At 39.4% G+C, this 16,966-nt stretch carries 21 protein-coding genes; 10 read left to right on the top strand and 11 right to left on the bottom strand.

The features are described from left to right. Window positions 1–19: 19 nt before the first annotated feature. Window positions 20–583 carry a hypothetical protein gene (locus FNK51_RS20725; protein WP_181762307.1) on the bottom strand — a complete coding sequence of 188 codons (564 nt, stop codon included), beginning with the start codon at window positions 581–583 and terminating at the stop codon, window positions 20–22. A gap of 336 nt (window positions 584–919) precedes the next feature. Between FNK51_RS20725 and FNK51_RS20720 the strand changes: the two genes are divergently transcribed. The 4 genes from FNK51_RS20720 to FNK51_RS20700 all read left to right on the top strand — a co-directional run bounded on the left by FNK51_RS20720 (window position 920) and on the right by FNK51_RS20700 (window position 3,221). Further along, window positions 920–1,531 carry a flavodoxin domain-containing protein gene (locus FNK51_RS20720; protein ID WP_141994523.1) on the top strand — a complete coding sequence of 204 codons (612 nt, stop codon included), beginning with the start codon at window positions 920–922 and terminating at the stop codon, window positions 1,529–1,531. Beyond that, window positions 1,452–1,619, top strand: a complete 168-nt coding sequence (locus FNK51_RS27585) for a Fur-regulated basic protein FbpA (protein ID WP_098372440.1) — start codon at window positions 1,452–1,454, stop codon at window positions 1,617–1,619. Before FNK51_RS20720 ends, FNK51_RS27585 begins: the two co-directional genes overlap by 80 nt. After that, on the top strand, window positions 1,612–1,761 hold the full coding sequence (locus FNK51_RS20710; protein ID WP_098372439.1) for an FbpB family small basic protein: 150 nt from the start codon (window positions 1,612–1,614) through the stop codon (window positions 1,759–1,761). Before FNK51_RS27585 ends, FNK51_RS20710 begins: the two co-directional genes overlap by 8 nt. A gap of 1,007 nt (window positions 1,762–2,768) precedes the next feature. After that, window positions 2,769–3,221, top strand: coding sequence for a DinB family protein (locus tag FNK51_RS20700; RefSeq protein ID WP_141994521.1), 453 nt, complete (start codon window positions 2,769–2,771; stop codon window positions 3,219–3,221). Window positions 3,222–3,259: 38 nt separating this feature from the next. On the opposite strand, the gene FNK51_RS20695 is transcribed toward FNK51_RS20700, so the two are convergent. After that, entirely contained in the window at window positions 3,260–3,892 is a 633-nt protein-coding gene (locus FNK51_RS20695) for a DUF2238 domain-containing protein (protein WP_483296133.1), read from the bottom strand. An 89-nt stretch (window positions 3,893–3,981) separates the two neighbouring features. Further along, entirely contained in the window at window positions 3,982–4,755 is a 774-nt protein-coding gene (locus FNK51_RS20690) for an alpha/beta fold hydrolase (RefSeq protein ID WP_141994519.1), read from the bottom strand. Between the two features lie 220 nt (window positions 4,756–4,975). Here FNK51_RS20690 and FNK51_RS26705 point away from each other — a divergent pair, with 220 nt between their 5' ends. Both FNK51_RS26705 and FNK51_RS20685 read left to right on the top strand, forming a co-directional pair. After that, on the top strand, window positions 4,976–5,149 hold the full coding sequence (locus tag FNK51_RS26705) for a hypothetical protein (protein WP_181762306.1): 174 nt from the start codon (window positions 4,976–4,978) through the stop codon (window positions 5,147–5,149). A 221-nt stretch (window positions 5,150–5,370) separates the two neighbouring features. Continuing rightward, entirely contained in the window at window positions 5,371–5,919 is a 549-nt protein-coding gene (locus FNK51_RS20685; protein WP_141994518.1) for a peptidoglycan-binding domain-containing protein, read from the top strand. 565 nt (window positions 5,920–6,484) lie between these two features. Here the strand turns inward: FNK51_RS20685 and FNK51_RS20680 are convergent. Then, the gene (locus FNK51_RS20680; protein WP_141994517.1) at window positions 6,485–6,931 is read right to left on the bottom strand and encodes a hypothetical protein; all 447 of its coding nucleotides are present in this window, start codon (window positions 6,929–6,931) and stop codon (window positions 6,485–6,487) included. A gap of 212 nt (window positions 6,932–7,143) precedes the next feature. On the opposite strand from FNK51_RS20680, the gene FNK51_RS20675 reads away from it, so the two are divergent. Both FNK51_RS20675 and FNK51_RS20670 read left to right on the top strand, forming a co-directional pair. Beyond that, a complete protein-coding gene (locus FNK51_RS20675; RefSeq protein WP_141994516.1) occupies window positions 7,144–8,571 on the top strand; it encodes a phospholipase D-like domain-containing protein in 1,428 nt (475 codons plus the stop codon). Between the two features lie 132 nt (window positions 8,572–8,703). Further along, a complete protein-coding gene (locus tag FNK51_RS20670) occupies window positions 8,704–9,555 on the top strand; it encodes an MBL fold metallo-hydrolase (RefSeq protein WP_141994515.1) in 852 nt (283 codons plus the stop codon). 114 nt (window positions 9,556–9,669) lie between these two features. Here the strand turns inward: FNK51_RS20670 and FNK51_RS20665 are convergent, their stop codons facing one another. The 6 genes from FNK51_RS20665 to kynU form a co-directional block, all read right to left on the bottom strand. After that, window positions 9,670–10,005 (bottom strand): hypothetical protein, encoded by a 336-nt coding sequence (locus FNK51_RS20665; RefSeq protein WP_098373736.1) that lies wholly within the window; start codon window positions 10,003–10,005, stop codon window positions 9,670–9,672. A 157-nt stretch (window positions 10,006–10,162) separates the two neighbouring features. Then, on the bottom strand, window positions 10,163–10,795 hold the full coding sequence (locus FNK51_RS20660; RefSeq protein WP_141994514.1) for a LysE family translocator: 633 nt from the start codon (window positions 10,793–10,795) through the stop codon (window positions 10,163–10,165). A 162-nt stretch (window positions 10,796–10,957) separates the two neighbouring features. Next, entirely contained in the window at window positions 10,958–11,584 is a 627-nt protein-coding gene (kynB, locus tag FNK51_RS20655) for an arylformamidase (RefSeq protein ID WP_141994513.1), read from the bottom strand. 40 nt (window positions 11,585–11,624) lie between these two features. Beyond that, entirely contained in the window at window positions 11,625–12,470 is an 846-nt protein-coding gene (gene kynA, locus FNK51_RS20650) for a tryptophan 2,3-dioxygenase (protein ID WP_141994559.1), read from the bottom strand. A 58-nt stretch (window positions 12,471–12,528) separates the two neighbouring features. Beyond that, window positions 12,529–13,950: an amino acid permease gene (locus tag FNK51_RS20645; RefSeq protein ID WP_141994512.1), complete on the bottom strand. Its 1,422-nt coding sequence runs from the start codon at window positions 13,948–13,950 to the stop codon at window positions 12,529–12,531. Window positions 13,951–14,039: 89 nt separating this feature from the next. Beyond that, the gene (gene kynU, locus FNK51_RS20640; protein ID WP_377408668.1) at window positions 14,040–15,281 is read right to left on the bottom strand and encodes a kynureninase; all 1,242 of its coding nucleotides are present in this window, start codon (window positions 15,279–15,281) and stop codon (window positions 14,040–14,042) included. A gap of 209 nt (window positions 15,282–15,490) precedes the next feature. Here kynU and FNK51_RS20635 point away from each other — a divergent pair, with 209 nt between their 5' ends. Both FNK51_RS20635 and FNK51_RS20630 read left to right on the top strand, forming a co-directional pair. Further along, window positions 15,491–16,105, top strand: coding sequence for a TetR/AcrR family transcriptional regulator (locus FNK51_RS20635; protein WP_141994511.1), 615 nt, complete (start codon window positions 15,491–15,493; stop codon window positions 16,103–16,105). Next, window positions 16,105–16,524: a hypothetical protein gene (locus tag FNK51_RS20630; RefSeq protein ID WP_141994510.1), complete on the top strand. Its 420-nt coding sequence runs from the start codon at window positions 16,105–16,107 to the stop codon at window positions 16,522–16,524. The genes FNK51_RS20635 and FNK51_RS20630 overlap by 1 nt, the downstream gene beginning before the upstream one ends. A gap of 114 nt (window positions 16,525–16,638) precedes the next feature. Here the strand turns inward: FNK51_RS20630 and FNK51_RS26975 are convergent, their stop codons facing one another. After that, entirely contained in the window at window positions 16,639–16,806 is a 168-nt protein-coding gene (locus FNK51_RS26975; RefSeq protein ID WP_220126997.1) for a hypothetical protein, read from the bottom strand. Between the last annotated feature and the right edge of the window lie 160 nt (window positions 16,807–16,966).

Below are 16,966 nucleotides of genomic sequence, written 5' to 3'. Positions count from 1 at the left end.
AGCCCACCTAGTAAGTTTTTTATTTAACCTCAAAATAACTATAACCATTTGCAATGGCTGAATAAGTGCCATTTTTTACTGTCCTGAACGTTCCACCTAGTTTTGCACGGTATTTTCCAGCAGACAATCGGTCAGATGATTCATTTCTAATTGTGGAAGTTGGTCGGTTTATAGGATAGCTGAAGTTGTGAGTTTTATAATTTTTCCAACCGCCATTAAGAAATCCGTGATGTTTTTGTATTGTAACTTTTACATTGCTATAAGCGATTACATCTCCACCAACTTGTATTGTCCAAGGGCAATATGCAGTTTTACTTATGACATAACAGCCAACCGTTCCGCGTGCAAAAGAAAGTCCGTATGGAGTGATAACTGATTCATTTTCATTAGAAAGGCTATCTGGTGAATAATCAGTGTTTGCAAGATTTGGTAGTAAATCCAAGTCTATTGTTGGCTCTGCCTCTTGTGTTATTACTTCTGTTAATTCTTTAGATGGATCCGTATCTTCTGCTTTTGTTTGATTAGGAAAACTAGTAATCAAGAATACTGAAAATAAAAATAAATAAAGCACATTTTTCATCATAATAACCCCCTAAATAATTATTTTCCATAATAAATTCATATATTTATGGATTTATTACAAAAACAAGAAAGGTAGAAATGAAATTGCAAGGTGCTTTTTTGTTTTGTTATATCTACCTATATAGTTATATTGTAACGTAAATTTTTATAAAATATAGTCTTTTTAACCTAAGTATTTTGATAATTTCATTTAATTTACAGGTCATTTTTACTATAAATATGACTGAAACGGACTGTTTAATATAATTAGCGGAGGTAAATAATTGACAATGAGAATCATTTTCATTTATAGTGAGATGTGTAATGAAAGTAATTCTCAATTAGGATGGTGATATAGATGAAGGTATTCATTGGTTATGTAAGTTTATCCGGTAATACCGAGAAAATGGCTATAAACATAAAGAATAGAATGAAGGCTGTCGGCTGTGAAGTATATATGGAAAGATTGGATACTGTTGAAGTTGATGCCTTAAAGGATTTTGATTTGGCCTTTATTGGTTTATATACATGGAATCTTGAAGATTTACCGTATGAAGCACACGAGTTTTATGAAGAAATTGACCAAGTGGACTTTGCTGGAGTGAAAGTCGCATTCTTTGGTGCCGGCGACTTGACCCATTCGAAACCTTTCGCCGGGATAGATATCCTTTCTGATAAAATGAAGCAATTTGGATTTGATGTATATGATCGAGTATTGAAAATACACCATGAAAGCAGTACATACGAACAATTAAGGAAAAGTGAAGACTTTGCAGAGCATGCCCTTATATGGGGAAGCAATAGGAAGAAGTGGAGATTCTTCATGTGGGATCGGATGCTAGGCAGCCCAAAATACCAAAAGTCAGCATTTTTGTTAAGGAGGGTCCTTGATGATTACCCAATTAAGTTCAAAGGCAGAAGCAAAAAAAGAGGAACTTATACAAGAACTTCTGAAATTAGGGATTTTTAAAAAATATAATAAGCAGCTATACGAGCTTCCGATAGTTGTTTTACAAAAGGAATTCAATCACTTGAGAGGTGAATTAAAAAATGTCTAGAAGAAGGAAATCTTATACTGAACTGCTAAAAGAAAACCGCGAACTTCTGCTGCATGACAAAATGGAAGTGGAACGCATCTATACAAAAATCGACCAAAAAGCCATCAATGAAAAAAAGGGAAGTAAGCAAGTACAATCATAACTGGTTAAAAATGAAAACCGAAATCCTTTTGTTGATTTTGGTTCAGTCGATAAAATGAGCTTCTGATGTTTTATTGAGGGTTTGTAAAATGATTTCCACTCCAGGCACTCGCTTTCCGCGGGCGGTCCGCCCTCGGCGCTCTTTGCGCCTGTGGGGTCTCCCTTGGACACGCTTTTCCCGCAGGAGTCTCGAACACCCACTCCAATCAACTGGACTGTTTTTAAAGAAAAAACTGTAGGCTGATCTCATCCCAAACCTTGATAAGGCTAGTCTATCATTGATGGTTTTTTACTGTAATCCTTATTGGATTGAAGAAATTTGCGACACTCCTGCCGAATAACTGGCTAGCCGAGACCCCACAGGCGCTTGCGGTGATGAGGCTTGGCAGACAGTCGGCGGAAAGGGAGCGGATTTCTGAAATCAAGCTGGAACGTCTTTTAAATAAAAAACTGCAGGCAAACTAGTTCTATATGTTTTTTTATTATTTTATAATCCTTATTGGATGAAGAAATTTGCGACACTCTTGCCGAATAACTGTCTAGCCGAGACCCCGGAGACGCTTGCGGTGATGAGGCTTGGCAGACAGTCGGCGGAAAGGGAGCGGATTTCTGAAATCAACTGGCACGTCTTTTAAAAAAACTGCAGTAAAACTGGCTTTTCTTAGAATTTGCCTACAATCGGAGGTTCGGGATGGTCTAATCCCGAGCCGGAATTTTAAAACAAGAATAGATTATCGTTATGTTTTTTTACCGTAACCCTTATTGGATTTCTGAAATCAACTGGCACGTCTTTTAGAAAAAAACTGCATGTAAAACTAGCTTATCTTCGAGTTTGTCTACAGTCTGAACCGAAATCCTTTTGTTGATTTCGGTTTTTTCTTTTGGGTCTGTCATTGAAAGATGTTGATTCCATATTCAACAAACCGTGCAGATTATTTGAAAGAAGGGATTTTCCAGTTGGTTGCCGAATAAAAATCCTTACGCAAAAAACTTAGGGGGAGTTCCACAATGGAAAATGTAATAGATGGAATCAATCATTGGATAGGTTTTATACCTGAAGAGTTCAACCGGATGACAGAAAAAGAATTAAATCATCGACCAATGCCACACAAATGGTCCCAAAAAGAGATTTTAGGACATCTATGCGATTCTGCATTGAACAATATGAATAGGTTTATCAAGATTCAGTACGAAGAACAGCCATATGTTATACAATCATATAATCAAGACCAATGGGTATTAGTCCAGAATTATCAAGAGCGACCAATGGATGAGATAGTTAACCTTTTTTGTGCTTTAAATAAGCAAATCATCCATATAATAACGAACACACCAAATGATAGATTATCTAATCTTTGTGATATAGGAAATAATCAACAAAAATCATTGGAGTGGCTAATAAAAGATTATCTAGAACATATGGAACATCATATTAACAATCAAATTCTAATTAAAAAATAGTGATCTATATAAATCACTATTTTTTATCGTTTTTCTTCTCAATTTTTCACTTTTCGTAACAGCTTGTCATGAAGTTTGGACAAGGTAAACAATACAAGGATAGAGCCGATTAATGTTAACGACATATCCCATTGTGCGTCCCAGATATCACCTTGTGTTCCTAAAAATTCTTTTGAAGCTTTTCCGCCTTTTGAAATGATGGCAGTTATCCATTCGATGATTTCATATAAGGCTCCAATGGCAAGCGCAAAACTTAAGGAAACAGCAAATAACCATGGTCCTTTTGTTAGAGGGGTTTTACGTATTACTATTTCTCTAATCACAATCGCAAATAAACCTTTTAGGAAATGTCCAAACCGATCATAGTGGTTCCGGTTTAGATCGTAATGATCTTTTATCCAATTAAATAGAGGAACTTTTGAGTACGTATAATGGGCACCGATGAACATGGTAATTGAAAGAACGGCAATAACGAAATAGGATAATGTAGTGAGGCGGAATTTGTTATATGTAGCAAGTACAAAAATCAGAAATACAACGGCAGGAAGTGCTTCCATTGTCCATATCAAGTATCCTTCAGGCTTAATGACTGACCAAATAAAAACTGCAGTGACTAGCAAAAGTAATAATAAATGAATCAGTATACTTTTATTTCTTCCCAATTTTTTCACTCCATAAATTTATGATCTGTACAATAGTATAAGATTGGAATTTTCTACATAGTACTTGATTGATTGGTTTCGTTTTTAAATAGAAAGAATCAAACAGTTTGTGTATGGATAAAACGCTTTATCCTTTCATTTAAATCATTAGCCGCTTTTGTAGGGATCTGATGCTTTGCATGATCAATGAATTTTAATTCCGTACATGGCAATTTTTCATGCAATAAATTAGCGTAATGATGCAATGGTTTATCTTTTTTACCATAGACAAGTAAAATTGGCAGGTTGATTTTCTCTAGCTGATGGGTACAGTTATAATGCAAACTATAATGGTAATACTGCTCGATATTTCTGGCATCTCCCTTTAAGGCTTCATTAAACATTTCGTTGAACAACTTTTCGGTATTTGAATTGCTCCATGAAATGGAAAGCGCAAGAATTGCAACCGCGTCTTTATTTGCAAGTGATATTCCTAAAGAAATCTTTTGCTTTAAATATTTATCCCTCACTTCTGACATTCCACCTATTACAATGCCTCCTAGAGACCTATCGGCACAACTCAGCAAATATTCCAATACGATGGAGCCGCCGGTCGAGTATCCGCATATGATAGCTTTTTTTATTTTTAAATGATCCAATAGATGTTTAATATCTTCTATAATCAGGGGATAAGTTACTGGCAGTCTTGAATACTGACTTCTTCCGTGACCCCTAATATCAAAAGTGATAACTTTGAACTCTTCGGATAATTCCTCCATTTGGTATTGGAAATTCACACTTGTCAGTACTGGAGGATGAATAAAAACAATAGGAACACCGTTTCCCTTAACAGAATAATACAAGCTAATACCTTCCACATCTAACATTGGCATGAATATTCACCTCAATAATCTTAAATCATTTTCCACTAGCGCTGAAAATAAAATTCCCAGTCGAAGAGTTCTAATATCCCTCCTAAAAGAATTTTCCCTTTAAAACATATTTTTATTACTAATTGTGTCGGTAACAAGCATCTTGAATTTTTTGGGTTCTTTTGAACAAGATATAAGAGTTCAGGAAATGAACAAAAATATATAAAATAAGGTGATGTAAATGAAGGCAAACATGGATAAAATTTTGCCAGTTGTCGCTTCGGTCGGAGTAGGTATTGCTACTTATCAGATGTTGAGTGGGAATGGCGGGAAAATGAAAAATATGGTGCCGCTTGCCACTAACTTGATGGGCATGGGAACTGGGATGCAAGGGCAGAATCAACAACAGCTATAAAATCACTAAAACAAAATAATCCCCTTTTGGGGATTATTTTGTTTTAGACAAGAAAAGGGACCTCCATCATATAAGCTTAATGAACACCGTGGATACTATTTACCATTTTTTATAATTTAAGTAATAAAACACCAATAAAACAACTCCATACGTTATAATGAATGGGCTCCAAGGATAGTGTCAGAAACCTGCCGGAGTGATCAAATGAATGGAGGTTATATGTGTTGAAGAAAAAAATATTGGTCATTATTCCAACAGTTGCCCTGATGTTGGCCCCACTAGGAGCGGGAACTTCAATTACCCACGCAGCATCAAAGGAGAAAATCGAAACGAAGGCGGAAACGCGACCGACCCTCAAGAAAGGCTCACGTTCGAGTTATGTAAGAGACTTACAGCAAAGCCTTAAAGATGTTAAATATAATGTAGGCGTTGATGGGATTTTCGGTACCCAAACACAAAATGTGGTAAGGGAGTTTCAAGTGGATCATAACTTGAGTTCAGATGGTATCGTCGGTCCGCTGACATGGGCTGCTTTAGATGAAAATAAGGTGGAAAGAAAACAGTTTACGGAGAAAGATGCGATTGCGTTAGGGAAGAAGAAGCTGGGTAACAAGATCATATTCAGCGGTGATGGCAGATTGCTGAAAGATGGCAAAGGAAAATCATATTACAATTTTAAAGCTGCTAATAAAGATTGGATCGATCAAGGCGGCACAGGAACGATTGGGTGGTTCCACATTTATAAAGATGGCCGTGTAGTGGAACAATAAAGGGATATACATGCAAAGAATGTTCTCACTTTATGTGGGATTTTTTTTTATGTAAAGCATGGATATAATAAGAAGACTAAATACATCTATTTTTGGCTATAAATAACATGAAAATATAGATATAATAGTAAATGGACAGCAATTTGGTATAGTGGGCAGCGGTCACTCCTTTTTAGAAAGGGGGTGTCGCTGGTGATTTCTATTATGGACGGACTGATGCTAATGATTTCATTCGCCTCTTTAATCGTCGCAATAATCGCGGTTACATTAAAAAAGTAACCCCCTCCATACCATCCGGCCAGATGTATGTAGAAAAAGGGTTACTTTCATGATTGAGTAGCTACTGACTTACCACAGAAAGCCGCTGCTCTTTATGCAGTTTGCTGTTCATTAAGACGCTGGTTTAACCAGTGTCTTTTTTTATATATGTTAGTTATCATTATTATATCCTCATTTTACCTATACATTCAACTAAAAAACATGCATAGAGCATCGATTGGTTTCTTTACGTACATTCAAGAGTTGCCTGGGGAGCTCTTGGATTAACGAAGCTTTTGGTAAATAATTAGATTTTCGTTAATTTCCCGCCGGCTTCCAGTTTGAATAATTTCATTCCTTTATAAGATACAATCGAAGGAATCAAACAAAGCAAGGCCATCGGTAAACAATAAAGAAGATAGAAGTGCCCTCCGTTTTCCAGCGAGGGAATAAAGGCTAAAGCAACTAAAAGTAAAGTGAAAAAAATGATCGCGAAAATCCCGAAAGATTGATGATAGAATGCATGAATTTCCCTTCTTCGTTCCTCTTGGTTGGGTAAGGTCTTTACTTCTTTGTGCGTTCGAAGGAATAGGTACAAGGAGAACATGAGAAATAAAGCGGAACATGGTAAAGCGATCGCAAATAATGAAACGTCAAGAATGGAAAGATAAAAGCTGGATAAAAAGAAAACTTCTGACACCCCTAATGCAAAACAATAATTGAAGATACTTATTCTATCAGGTTGTTTAAGCATGAAATCCCTCCTTCTATATCATATTATGCAACTGCTTTCGCGTTCACCACTTTGTCACATTTAAAAAGAAAAAAAGTGCACCAAGAATCAAGCAAAGTGGGTTTGTGGCATCGCTCGCTAACTAGTCAGAATTATCAAGCATGCAGATGTTGAATAGAGTCTTTGCATATTACGAATAGTAATAAAATATCGCTTGAAGGGGGGAGTGCTCAATGACTGTAAAAACGGTAATAATAGGATTTCTGCTCGTTCTTCTATTATATTTGCTTTATGTAGTGGTGACGGCAGTGTTTCTTTTCCCAAAAGCAGAAAAAGAAGAAAATAGGCCGATTAAACATGTGAGTGCATATATGGGTGAGAAGGAATCCACCGTGGATCGTGTCCTGCTTCTCGAAGACGGTTATGAGTCGGGACTCGCTCGAATGCGAATGATCCAGGAAGCCCAGCATTCAATCAATATTGCCTACTATGCTTTTGGAAAAGGCAAATCAACCGAACTTATTATTGGAGCCTTGATCGAAGCGGCCGACAGAGGTGTCAAAGTCCGAATTCTTTTGGATGGAATATCTCATGGACTCAGAGGTCAATTAAGCAGTGCCCGTTATGCATTGGCTTCGAATGAAAATATTGAATTAAGATATTACGAAACCGTTAAGCCATTTAAGCCGTGGACCTGGCATAATCGCCTTCATGACAAAATCATCACTGTAGACGGAAAGTTGGGCATCATCGGAGGGAGAAATATTGCCGATAAGTATTTAGCCAGCAAGCCGCCGAGGGATTTTGTCTATGACAGGGATGTACTCATTTTCAATGCTAAAGAGGAAAAAGATAGTGTAATCGTTGAAATGAAGGACTATTTGAATGAATTATGGAACCATCCGTATACGAGCGATGTCTTTTCAGACCTTTCGAAAAGGCAAACGGAAAAAGGGAAACGTGAAAGAGATGCATTGGTGAATCAATACAGCTTAGCTTTACAAACTGAAGCCGATTTCGTTAATCCAGCCGTCGATTGGAGCAAGGCTACAACACCTACTAAAAAAGTGTCCTTCATTCATAATCCAATCGAACGCTTCAATAAATACCCTTTTGTGTGGAGATCTCTATTGGATATTGCGGCGAATGCCAATCAATCGGTATTTATCCAAAGTCCCTATATTGTTCCTGCGGATGCCTTAAAGGAATATGTACCGAAGAAGATGGATTCAAAGGCTGATTGGACGATACTTACCAACTCGACGGCATCAACCCCGAATGTGATCGCTTTTTCCGGATACTTAGAGCTTAGGGATAGTATCGTTGAGACGGGGGCAAGGCTTTATGAATATTCAAAGCCTTATTCTTTGCATGGTAAATCGGTTGTCTATGATCAACGATTAAGTGCAGTGGGTTCCTACAATTTGGATTCTCGATCTGCCTTTTTAAATACAGAATCGATGGTGGTCATCGATAGTGAAGCATTTGCAGCGCAGTTGACAGGAGCCATCGAGTCGAAAATCTCGAATAGTACACTCGTTGCTGACAATAAAAAATATATAGAACCACCTGAAGATCAGAAAAAGGAAGAGTCTTTTGTTAAAGCCACCTTTATAAATGCCCTCTCGAAAATTACGGTATATTTGAATAGGTTCATTTAAATGATGACGAAAAGACAGCAATCTGAGTAATTGTTGTCTTTTTAGCCTTTCGCGGAGTTTATCTTATGAATGCATGTGTAATTTGCTATACTTGAGCAAGCTAATCACAACTATCGTAAGGAGAACAGAAACATGCAAACACTACAGCACCTATCGAAACATATTGCCTACCTGCCGCCAGTTCAGGAAACGGATCGCCCGGTACTTGCCGCCGTTACGGGAAACAAGAAAACGCTCATCATCGATGCCGGTAACTCTGTCCGGCATGCACAGCTCTTTAAGGACGAATTGCTTCGGAATGATATAAGCGGGAATTTCCTCGTTCTTACCCATTCACACTGGGACCATGTATTCGGGCTGGAGAATATCAAGATTCCGGTGATTTGTCAGGAAAAAACATACACAAACATTAAAGATATGCAGCAGCTTTCATGGGAAGATCAAGCCCTTGATCAACGGGTCGAAGAAGGGACGGAGATTCCCTTTTGCGCCGATGCAATCAAATTGGAACATGGGACTAATAGAGAGATTACCTTCCCCCTGCCTGATATCATCTTTGAAAAAACGATGACGATCGATCTCGGCAATATAACCTGTATCATTGAACATGTTGGCGGCGACCATGCCAAAGATTCCTGCATCATTTATGTACAAGAGGAAAAAACACTATTTATGGGAGACTGCCTTTATGCCAATCTTTATGCTGAAAAATGGAATTATACGGCTGAACAGGCGTCGCTGCTCATTAAGAAAATTGAAGCCTATGATGCCGAAACATATATCCTCTCCCATCATGCTCGGCCTTGCACGAGACAGGAGATGGAGGCGGAGCTTAAGCTAATGAAAGAATGTGCCAGAACCGTGGTCGAACATCACGGAAACCGAGATTTAATGGAGCAGGAACTGGCTGAAGAATTAAAGCGGGATTTAACGGAGGACGAGCTCGAGACGATTGGCTTTTTCGTGAATGGGTATGTTGAGTGATTTAAGCACTGAAGAACACAAAAAGTTAAACACTTTATTATAAAGGTTTGGGTGGGTATGAGTTCGATATTATGGAGCTCATACCCTTTAATTTGCCCTTTTTCCGCAACAGTCCTACAATAAATCGATAATAATCGTTAACAGTACTGAAACAATAAGAATGGATAGGAAACCTGAGATAATTTTCCCTGCTTTTGCTCCTCTATCATCGGGATGAATATGACCAATGATAAAGGAGGGGATGAAAAATATAGCCGAATAGAACATTGTATAATGAATACCTGAATCTCCATTTGACCAGGCGCTAAGTCCGATAGTATTTAAAATATTATCTCCAATGCAAGGGTTACCGCCGAATTGAATGGTAAACAATATTCCGATTAAACATAGCGCAAAAGAAAGTGAACCTAAACCGATATTCTTTGTTTTCCTAACTTCAATAGTTGGCATGTCATTTTCTCCTTGTATAAAAAACCAAATTATGGTTTTTTTATTGTATCATAACTCAGCTAGTACTTAAATCGCTACACCTGTATCAGAACCAAAATATAAAAAAACTGCACCTCCAATTGTTAGAAGTTGTCTAACGATTAGGGTGCAGTTCAAATTAATTATGAGCTTTTTCCAGAGCTAGCTTAATCCCGAAACCAATCAAGACCGTACCGGTTATACCCTCGAAAATCGCTTGGGTTCTAGGCTTTTTCATAAAAGCACTGATCTGGTTCAACAGATAGATATAAAATACAAACCACAACGCAGTTAACACGGTATACGTTATGCCCATGATCAGGAACGGTAAAAACGTATCATTTCCCGGATTCACGAACTGAGGCAGGAACGTTAAAAAGAAAACGGCCACTTTAGGATTCAGCAGGTTGGTAAGGAACCCTTGTTTAAAGCAAGACTGGTTTTCGTACTTACTTTTGACGGACGTTTCAGCCGCTGCGGCCACTTGCTTATTCCTTAATCCCCATAGGGTCTTGAAGCCTATATATACCAAGTAAACGGCACCGACATATTTGAAGATGGAAAATAGTAAAGCGGATTTCACAATGATTGCTGAAAGTCCGAACACGGCAGCTGATGTATGAATAAGCAGGGCACAACATGTGCCGAACATCGTTTTAAAACCTCCCGACGTTCCCACGGTAACGGTGTTCTTTGTGGCTATTGCTGTATCTGGACCAGGTAAGATGATGAGAAGGATACACATGATGATGAAGAAATAAAAGTTTTCCATATTCAGACCTCCACTCTTGGTGATGAATTCTGAAAATTATAACATAGATGTACTTGGTTTAGGGAAAAAATTTGATAGTTAATGATTACCTCAATAGAAATGAGGCAATAAAAAAACAAGCCAAATCATTTTTTGATCTGGCTCGTTTTTTACTGTTATATGTTAGGGTAACTTTTTCAACACAGCACGTACCGGACTTCCATCTGCTTCAACTAATGGAAGAGGGAGGGCTGCCAACTCATAATTACCCGGTCCTATACCGTCTAGTACAAGACCTTCCAAAATGTGAATTCCATGACCGGCAAGTTCATGATGTGCAGACAGTTCTTTACTATCCAATGGATCTACTGATGGTAAATCAAGACCAATAAGACGAACGCCGTGTTCTGAAAGATATGCCGCTAATTCTGGTTGGATATGAGGAATCGTTTGTGGAAACACACTCCGATTCTTCCATGCATCCGTCCGAATTAACAGACGGGTAACGCCTTGCAGGTCTATACTGGATAATTCATTGACACCGATGCTTGTCTTGTTAGGTAAATGGATAACTCGGGCACTTCCCATATATAAGTCGAGATCCAAATCAATCACTCTTTTTCCATCGTCATCAAAATGAAATGGAGCATCAATATGGGTACCGGTGTGGATGCTCATATTGATTTGACCTACATTGACAGATCCACTTTCTTCTTTACTCCAATTGACTTTGTATGAGAAAGGTGTATCTCCAGGCCAAACTGCAACGTTTTCATCCAGACGTTGTGAAATATCAATCCATGTCCCCATGCACCTTACCTCCATCTCTTCTGGCTGTTTTTTGAATATCTTATAGCTTCGTTCTTAGGCTCCATAGTTCTGGGAAAAAGTGTTGATCCAGTGCTCTTTTTAAATACGTTACACCTGATGATCCGCCAGTACCTTGTTTATTACCAATAATTCTTTCCACCGTGGTCATATGATTAAAACGCCATAATTGCTGTTGATGGCCGATGTCCACTAACTTCTCGCCCAGCTCATATAAGTCCCAATATTGCTCAACATCGCGGTAAACTGTCAGCCACGCCTCTTCTACACTGGCATTTGGTTCATATCTTTGCGACCAATCCCTGCTGATGGCTTCTTGATCAATAGGTAATCCGCGTGCCACAAGTGCATTGATCGCCGCGTCATAAATACTTGGCTCATGAAGGGCCTGCTGCATTTGCTCGTATAAATCCGTTTGGTGCTGATAGACTGATAGCGTATGGACATTTTTGTTTCCTAATGCAAATTCAATCAAACGATTCTGATAAGATTGGAATCCGGAAGATTGTCCCAGTTTATCCCTGAACTCCATGTATTCTGCCGGCGTCAAAGTTGAAAGGACATTCCATGACTGGATCAATTGCTGCTGGATCCTCGAAACGCGCGACAGCATTTTAAACGAAGGTTCCAACTTGTTTTGGCGGATGGACTCAGTTGCTGCTGTCAACTCATGTAAAATGAGCTTCATCCATAGCTCACTCGCTTGATGGATAATGATGAATAGCATTTCATCATGATGATCGGAACACCTATGTTGACTAGTTAAAATCTTATCAAGGTGGAGATAATCTCCGTAAGACATCGATTTTTGAAAATCGGTTTGAATTTCTTTCTCTAGACCAGTTATTGTTTGTTCATTGTTATCCATATTCTTCATTCCGCAATCTCCTCACTTTTCCATATGAAAAATTATTTATTCCGTCATTCTATTCTATCTTCTTTTCCAGGGATTCTTCCATTACATTATGGTTAATATTTCTTCTTTTTGAAACAAAATAAGCAACAGTTAAAAATAGTAACCAAGGTATCCCAAATTGAAGCATGATCTTGAAATCTGTAAACCATGTTGTAATCATTAAGCTGAATAGAAGAACGGCTCCCAGTATCGTTAAATATGGAAAACCGATCATCCTTACCGGTAATTTGCGTCCGCCGGTTTTCTCCCATTTAACCCTGAAAAACAAATGGGAAATGAAGATCATGAGCCATGTGAACATGGCACCGAACATGGAGATCCCCATCATGAATGCATAGGATGAACCAGGAAGTAACGCATGAACGCCTGCCGCAATGAAAATCCCAGTTGTAGAGACAGCAAGTGCTTTTCCCGGAACGCCCCTTTTGTTTAGCTTTCCTAAAAAGCTAGGTGCATGTTTTCCGCGAGCCAATGAAAACATCATACGTGTTGAAGCATAGAGCTGGGCATTCATGGCAGATACTGCAGCCGTTAAAATAATAAAGTTCATGATCCCGGATGCACCAGGAATGTTTAAGATTTCCATTACTTTGACGAATGGACTTTCCTCGATCCCAGCCGTTTTCCACGGAACGATCATCAACATGATGCCGATTGTCAACACATAGAAGGTGGATAAACGGAACACGGTCGCTTTTAAGGCTTTTGGAACAGCTGCATCCGGATCTTTTGCTTCTCCTGATGTAACCGCTATCATTTCGGTTCCAAGAAAGCTGAATAAAGAAATAAATACGGCTACCCACATTCCCCACCCGCCAAATGGGAAAAAACCGCCTTCATTTACAAAGTTCTCAGGTCCTATATGCGGCTGATCGGATGAACCGAATAGTACATAGGATCCAAGAAGGATAAAACCAACAATGGCACTTATTTTAATGAAGGAGAACCAATACTCAAATGTAGCGAATGTATTCACGCTAGTAGCATTTACATAAATCAGGGCACCTGCAAACACCAAAATCCATACGATTCCCGGCACGGTCGGAAACCAATACTTCATATACACGCTGACTGCACTTACCTCAACCCCAACAGCCAAAACATTGGCAATCCAATAAGAATAGCGGACAAGATAGCCAGCCATCGGAGTCATGTACTTTTCAGCAATGGCCCCAAAAGATCCTGAAGTGGGATGGGCAACCGTCATTTCGGCTAAACAGCCCATCAACAGTAAAACAATGAACGCCCCGAGTGCATAGCTGAGCAATACACTTGGCCCTGCCGCTTGAATGGCAAGCCCGCTGCCAAGGAATAGCCCTGTCCCGATGGCACAGCCCATTGCGATCATTGAAGGCTGATTTGTTTCCAGCTCACGTTTTAATCCTTTTTCTGGCTCATCTTTAAAGTTCAATTGAGTATTTTTGTTCTCCATAGTTCATCCCCTTTTTTTCAAAAAAGATTTTATCCTGCCCAAATTAACTAACCATTTGAGGGATGAGCCCCATCTGGCGGAATCCCATGTTATGCGACCACTTCACGCTCATTCTTGAATTTTTCATATTGTTTTTCTGACATGATTTTCTTGAGTATTTGTACAACTTCCCAAACTTCTGCGTAGGAAGTATATAGTGCAACCGGAGCGAGACGAATGATGTTAGGTGCTCTGAAATCGGGAATGACACCGTTCTCTTTCAATGCCTTGCATATCCGTGCAGCTTCTTTATGCTCAAGGCTTACATGGCCTCCGCGGCGTATGTCTTCTCTAGGAGTTCCAATGAAAAACCCCATGCCTGCCAATTCGGATTCGACTAAATCCATTAAATATTGGTTGATTTTCAGGGATTTTTCGCGAATATTCTCGATTCCCGCTTCAATAAAAATGTCCAAAGACCCAATCAAAGGTGCGCAACTTAACACATGCGGCGTGCCGATTTGATACGCGCCTGCTGATTCAGCTGGTGTTAACGTATGTTCCATATCGAATTGTTTATCTTTTTTGGAGCCGAACCATCCAGCCAATCCAGGCATCGTTCCAAAATGTTTTCGATTTACATATAAACCGCCAACACCGCCAGGACCGCCATTTAAATGTTTATAATTGCACCAATAAGCAAAATCCACATCCCATTCGCTGAATGAATGCGGAATGGCACCGATAGAATGACATCCGTCAAATCCGATTACTATTCCTCTTTTATGAGCTTCAGCAGTTAATCGTTTCATATCCAATATTTGACCGCTGCGATACAGGACTGTTGGCAAGATGATCAATGCGATGTCATCTGTCATTGCTTCGATTATGTCATCCTCTTCAAGAAATCTGCCATCCGAGCTTTTGACGCGGATGAGATCGGTTTCCGGATCGTATCCATGTGTACGCAGTTGACTTTGAAGAGCATAAATATCAGTCGGAAAGGTTAATTCATCTGCTAAAATTTTTGTGCGCGTACCTTCAGGCTTATAAAAAGTGGCAACAAGCTGATGCAGATTTACAGTTGTGGAGCCGGTTACGATAACTTCCTCGGGAGAAGCTCCGACCAATGGGGCCATCTTCGCACCCAATTTCTCAGCCATGAAAAACCATGGGTGATTCCCTTGCGTCCATCCATCAATCCCATGTTCCTTCCAATCTTCCAAAGATTCCAAAAGAGTGCGTTCAGCCCTCTTCGAAAGAAGCCCCAATGAATTTCCATCCATATAGATGGAATCCGGCTTTAAATAAAACTCTTCTCGAAAACCTTTAAGTGTATCTTTCTCATCCATTTGTTTAGCGTGATCCAATGTGTATTCAGAAACCATAATCATCCTCCTATATTAGTATTCTAAATAATTCTAGGAGAATCGTACCAAAGAATATGACATCATGTCAATAAGTTAATTCAGAAAATTATAAACATTAAATCGAACTTTCCAACAAATGTTTTTTATTTTATGGAAATCCTTTATGCTAGAAGATAAGGGGAGGAATAAGCATGGAGAATGGCAAAGTAGGGGATAAACGGCATTTACGCTCGATCATGACACGGCAAAAGTTATTAGAAGCTGCAAAGGAAACATTTCTTGAAGAAGGTTATCAAGCTGCGCTTATTTCCCAAATGATCAAAAGGGCAAACATCGGATACGGAACGGCCTATGTTCATTTTAAAGGAAAAGAGGATCTGTTAATTGTATTAATGGAAAATGTAATGGAGCAATTTTATGAAATTGCCGAGACCTCTTTCTTTCCAAAATCAAAAGACGAAGCAAAACATATCATAAACAGACAAGCTAATGCTTTTTTGAAAATGGCAGAAGCTGAACGCAATATGATGCAAGTTTTCGAACAGGCCATTGGGATCTCAACCATTATTTCAGATAAATGGAAAGCGATCCGCATGAAGTTCATTCAGCGAATTTCAAAGGACGTCGACTATGCACAGCAAAATGGGCTGGCAAGAGCTGAACTAAACCATGAGCTAGTGGCAAGAGGGTGGTTTTTCACAAATGAAATGTATCTATGGGAAATTGTCCGAAACGAACATCAAAGTTCTGTCGAAGAAATTGCTCAAACCATCACCTCAGTTTACGTCGAAGGCTTGTATTTGTAATGATAATAGCAATTCACCAATCTTCCGGTTATATCGGAAGATTTTTTTATATTCAAGGCTTTACAGCATTAAGCATTCATAACAAAAACACTAAATTCACGAGTAAACCGGCGGAATTCACGAGTAAACCGACCAAACTCACGAGTAAAGGCGCAGAATTCACGAGTAAACCACCCAAACTCACGAGTAAAGGCGCAGAATTCACGAGTAAAACCGCAAAATTTACGAGTAAAGGCGCAGATTTCACGAGTAAACCGCCCAAACTCACGAGTAAAGGCGCAGAATTCACGAGTAAACCACCCAAACTCTCGAGTAAACCGGCAGAATTCACGAGTAAAGGCGCGGAATTCACGAGTAAACCGCCCAAACTCACGAGTAAGCCGGCAGAATTCACGAGTAAACGCCAAACTCACGAGTAAAACCGCAAAATTCACGAGTAAACCAGCAGAACCCACGAGTAAACGCCAAACTCACGAGTAAACCACCCAAACTCACGAGTAAAGGCGCAGAATTCACGAGTAAACCGCCCAAACTCACGAGTAAACCAGCAGAACCCACGAGTAAACGCCAAACTCATGAGTAAACCACCCAAACTCACGAGTAAAGGCGAAGAATTCACGAGTAAACGCCAAATTCACGAGTAAACCGCCCAAACTCACGAGTAAAGCACTCAAACACACGAGTAAAGGCGAAGAATTCACGAGTAAACCACCCAAACTCACGAGTAAACGCCAAATTCACGAGTAAACCGGCGGAACTCACGAGTAAACCGACCAAACTCACGAGTAAAGGCGCAGAATTCACGAGTAAACCACCCAAACTCACGCTGTCTCTTATACACATCTCCGAGCCCCCGAGACG

This window comes from Bacillus sp. B4EP4a, from assembly GCF_006680105.1.
Taxonomy (GTDB): Bacteria; Bacillota; Bacilli; order Bacillales; family DSM-1321; genus Peribacillus; species Peribacillus simplex_E.
Note: the sequence above shows the minus strand (reverse complement) of the source record. Positions and strands in the feature narration are given on the sequence as shown.

Bases quoted from the DNA above. Each gene is read 5' to 3' on its own strand.
- FNK51_RS20680 (WP_141994517.1), bottom strand. From the start codon at position 6,931: ATGCTTAAACAACCTGATAGAATAAGTATCTTCAATTATTGTTTTGCA.
- FNK51_RS20670 (WP_141994515.1), top strand. From the start codon at position 8,704: ATGCAAACACTACAGCACCTATCGAAACATATTGCCTACCTGCCGCCA.
- FNK51_RS20675 (WP_141994516.1), top strand. From the start codon at position 7,144: ATGACTGTAAAAACGGTAATAATAGGATTTCTGCTCGTTCTTCTATTA.
- FNK51_RS27585 (WP_098372440.1), top strand. From the start codon at position 1,452: ATGATTACCCAATTAAGTTCAAAGGCAGAAGCAAAAAAAGAGGAACTT.
- FNK51_RS20630 (WP_141994510.1), top strand. From the start codon at position 16,105: ATGATAATAGCAATTCACCAATCTTCCGGTTATATCGGAAGATTTTTT.
- kynA (WP_141994559.1), bottom strand. From the start codon at position 12,470: ATGGATAACAATGAACAAACAATAACTGGTCTAGAGAAAGAAATTCAA.
- FNK51_RS20725 (WP_181762307.1), bottom strand. From the start codon at position 583: ATGATGAAAAATGTGCTTTATTTATTTTTATTTTCAGTATTCTTGATT.
- FNK51_RS20660 (WP_141994514.1), bottom strand. From the start codon at position 10,795: ATGGAAAACTTTTATTTCTTCATCATCATGTGTATCCTTCTCATCATC.
- FNK51_RS20665 (WP_098373736.1), bottom strand. From the start codon at position 10,005: ATGCCAACTATTGAAGTTAGGAAAACAAAGAATATCGGTTTAGGTTCA.
- kynB (WP_141994513.1), bottom strand. From the start codon at position 11,584: ATGGGGACATGGATTGATATTTCACAACGTCTGGATGAAAACGTTGCA.
- FNK51_RS20690 (WP_141994519.1), bottom strand. From the start codon at position 4,755: ATGCCAATGTTAGATGTGGAAGGTATTAGCTTGTATTATTCTGTTAAG.
- kynU (WP_377408668.1), bottom strand. From the start codon at position 15,281: ATGGATGAGAAAGATACACTTAAAGGTTTTCGAGAAGAGTTTTATTTA.
- FNK51_RS20720 (WP_141994523.1), top strand. From the start codon at position 920: ATGAAGGTATTCATTGGTTATGTAAGTTTATCCGGTAATACCGAGAAA.
- FNK51_RS26705 (WP_181762306.1), top strand. From the start codon at position 4,976: ATGAAGGCAAACATGGATAAAATTTTGCCAGTTGTCGCTTCGGTCGGA.
- FNK51_RS20700 (WP_141994521.1), top strand. From the start codon at position 2,769: ATGGAAAATGTAATAGATGGAATCAATCATTGGATAGGTTTTATACCT.
- FNK51_RS20710 (WP_098372439.1), top strand. From the start codon at position 1,612: ATGTCTAGAAGAAGGAAATCTTATACTGAACTGCTAAAAGAAAACCGC.
- FNK51_RS20645 (WP_141994512.1), bottom strand. From the start codon at position 13,950: ATGGAGAACAAAAATACTCAATTGAACTTTAAAGATGAGCCAGAAAAA.
- FNK51_RS20635 (WP_141994511.1), top strand. From the start codon at position 15,491: ATGGAGAATGGCAAAGTAGGGGATAAACGGCATTTACGCTCGATCATG.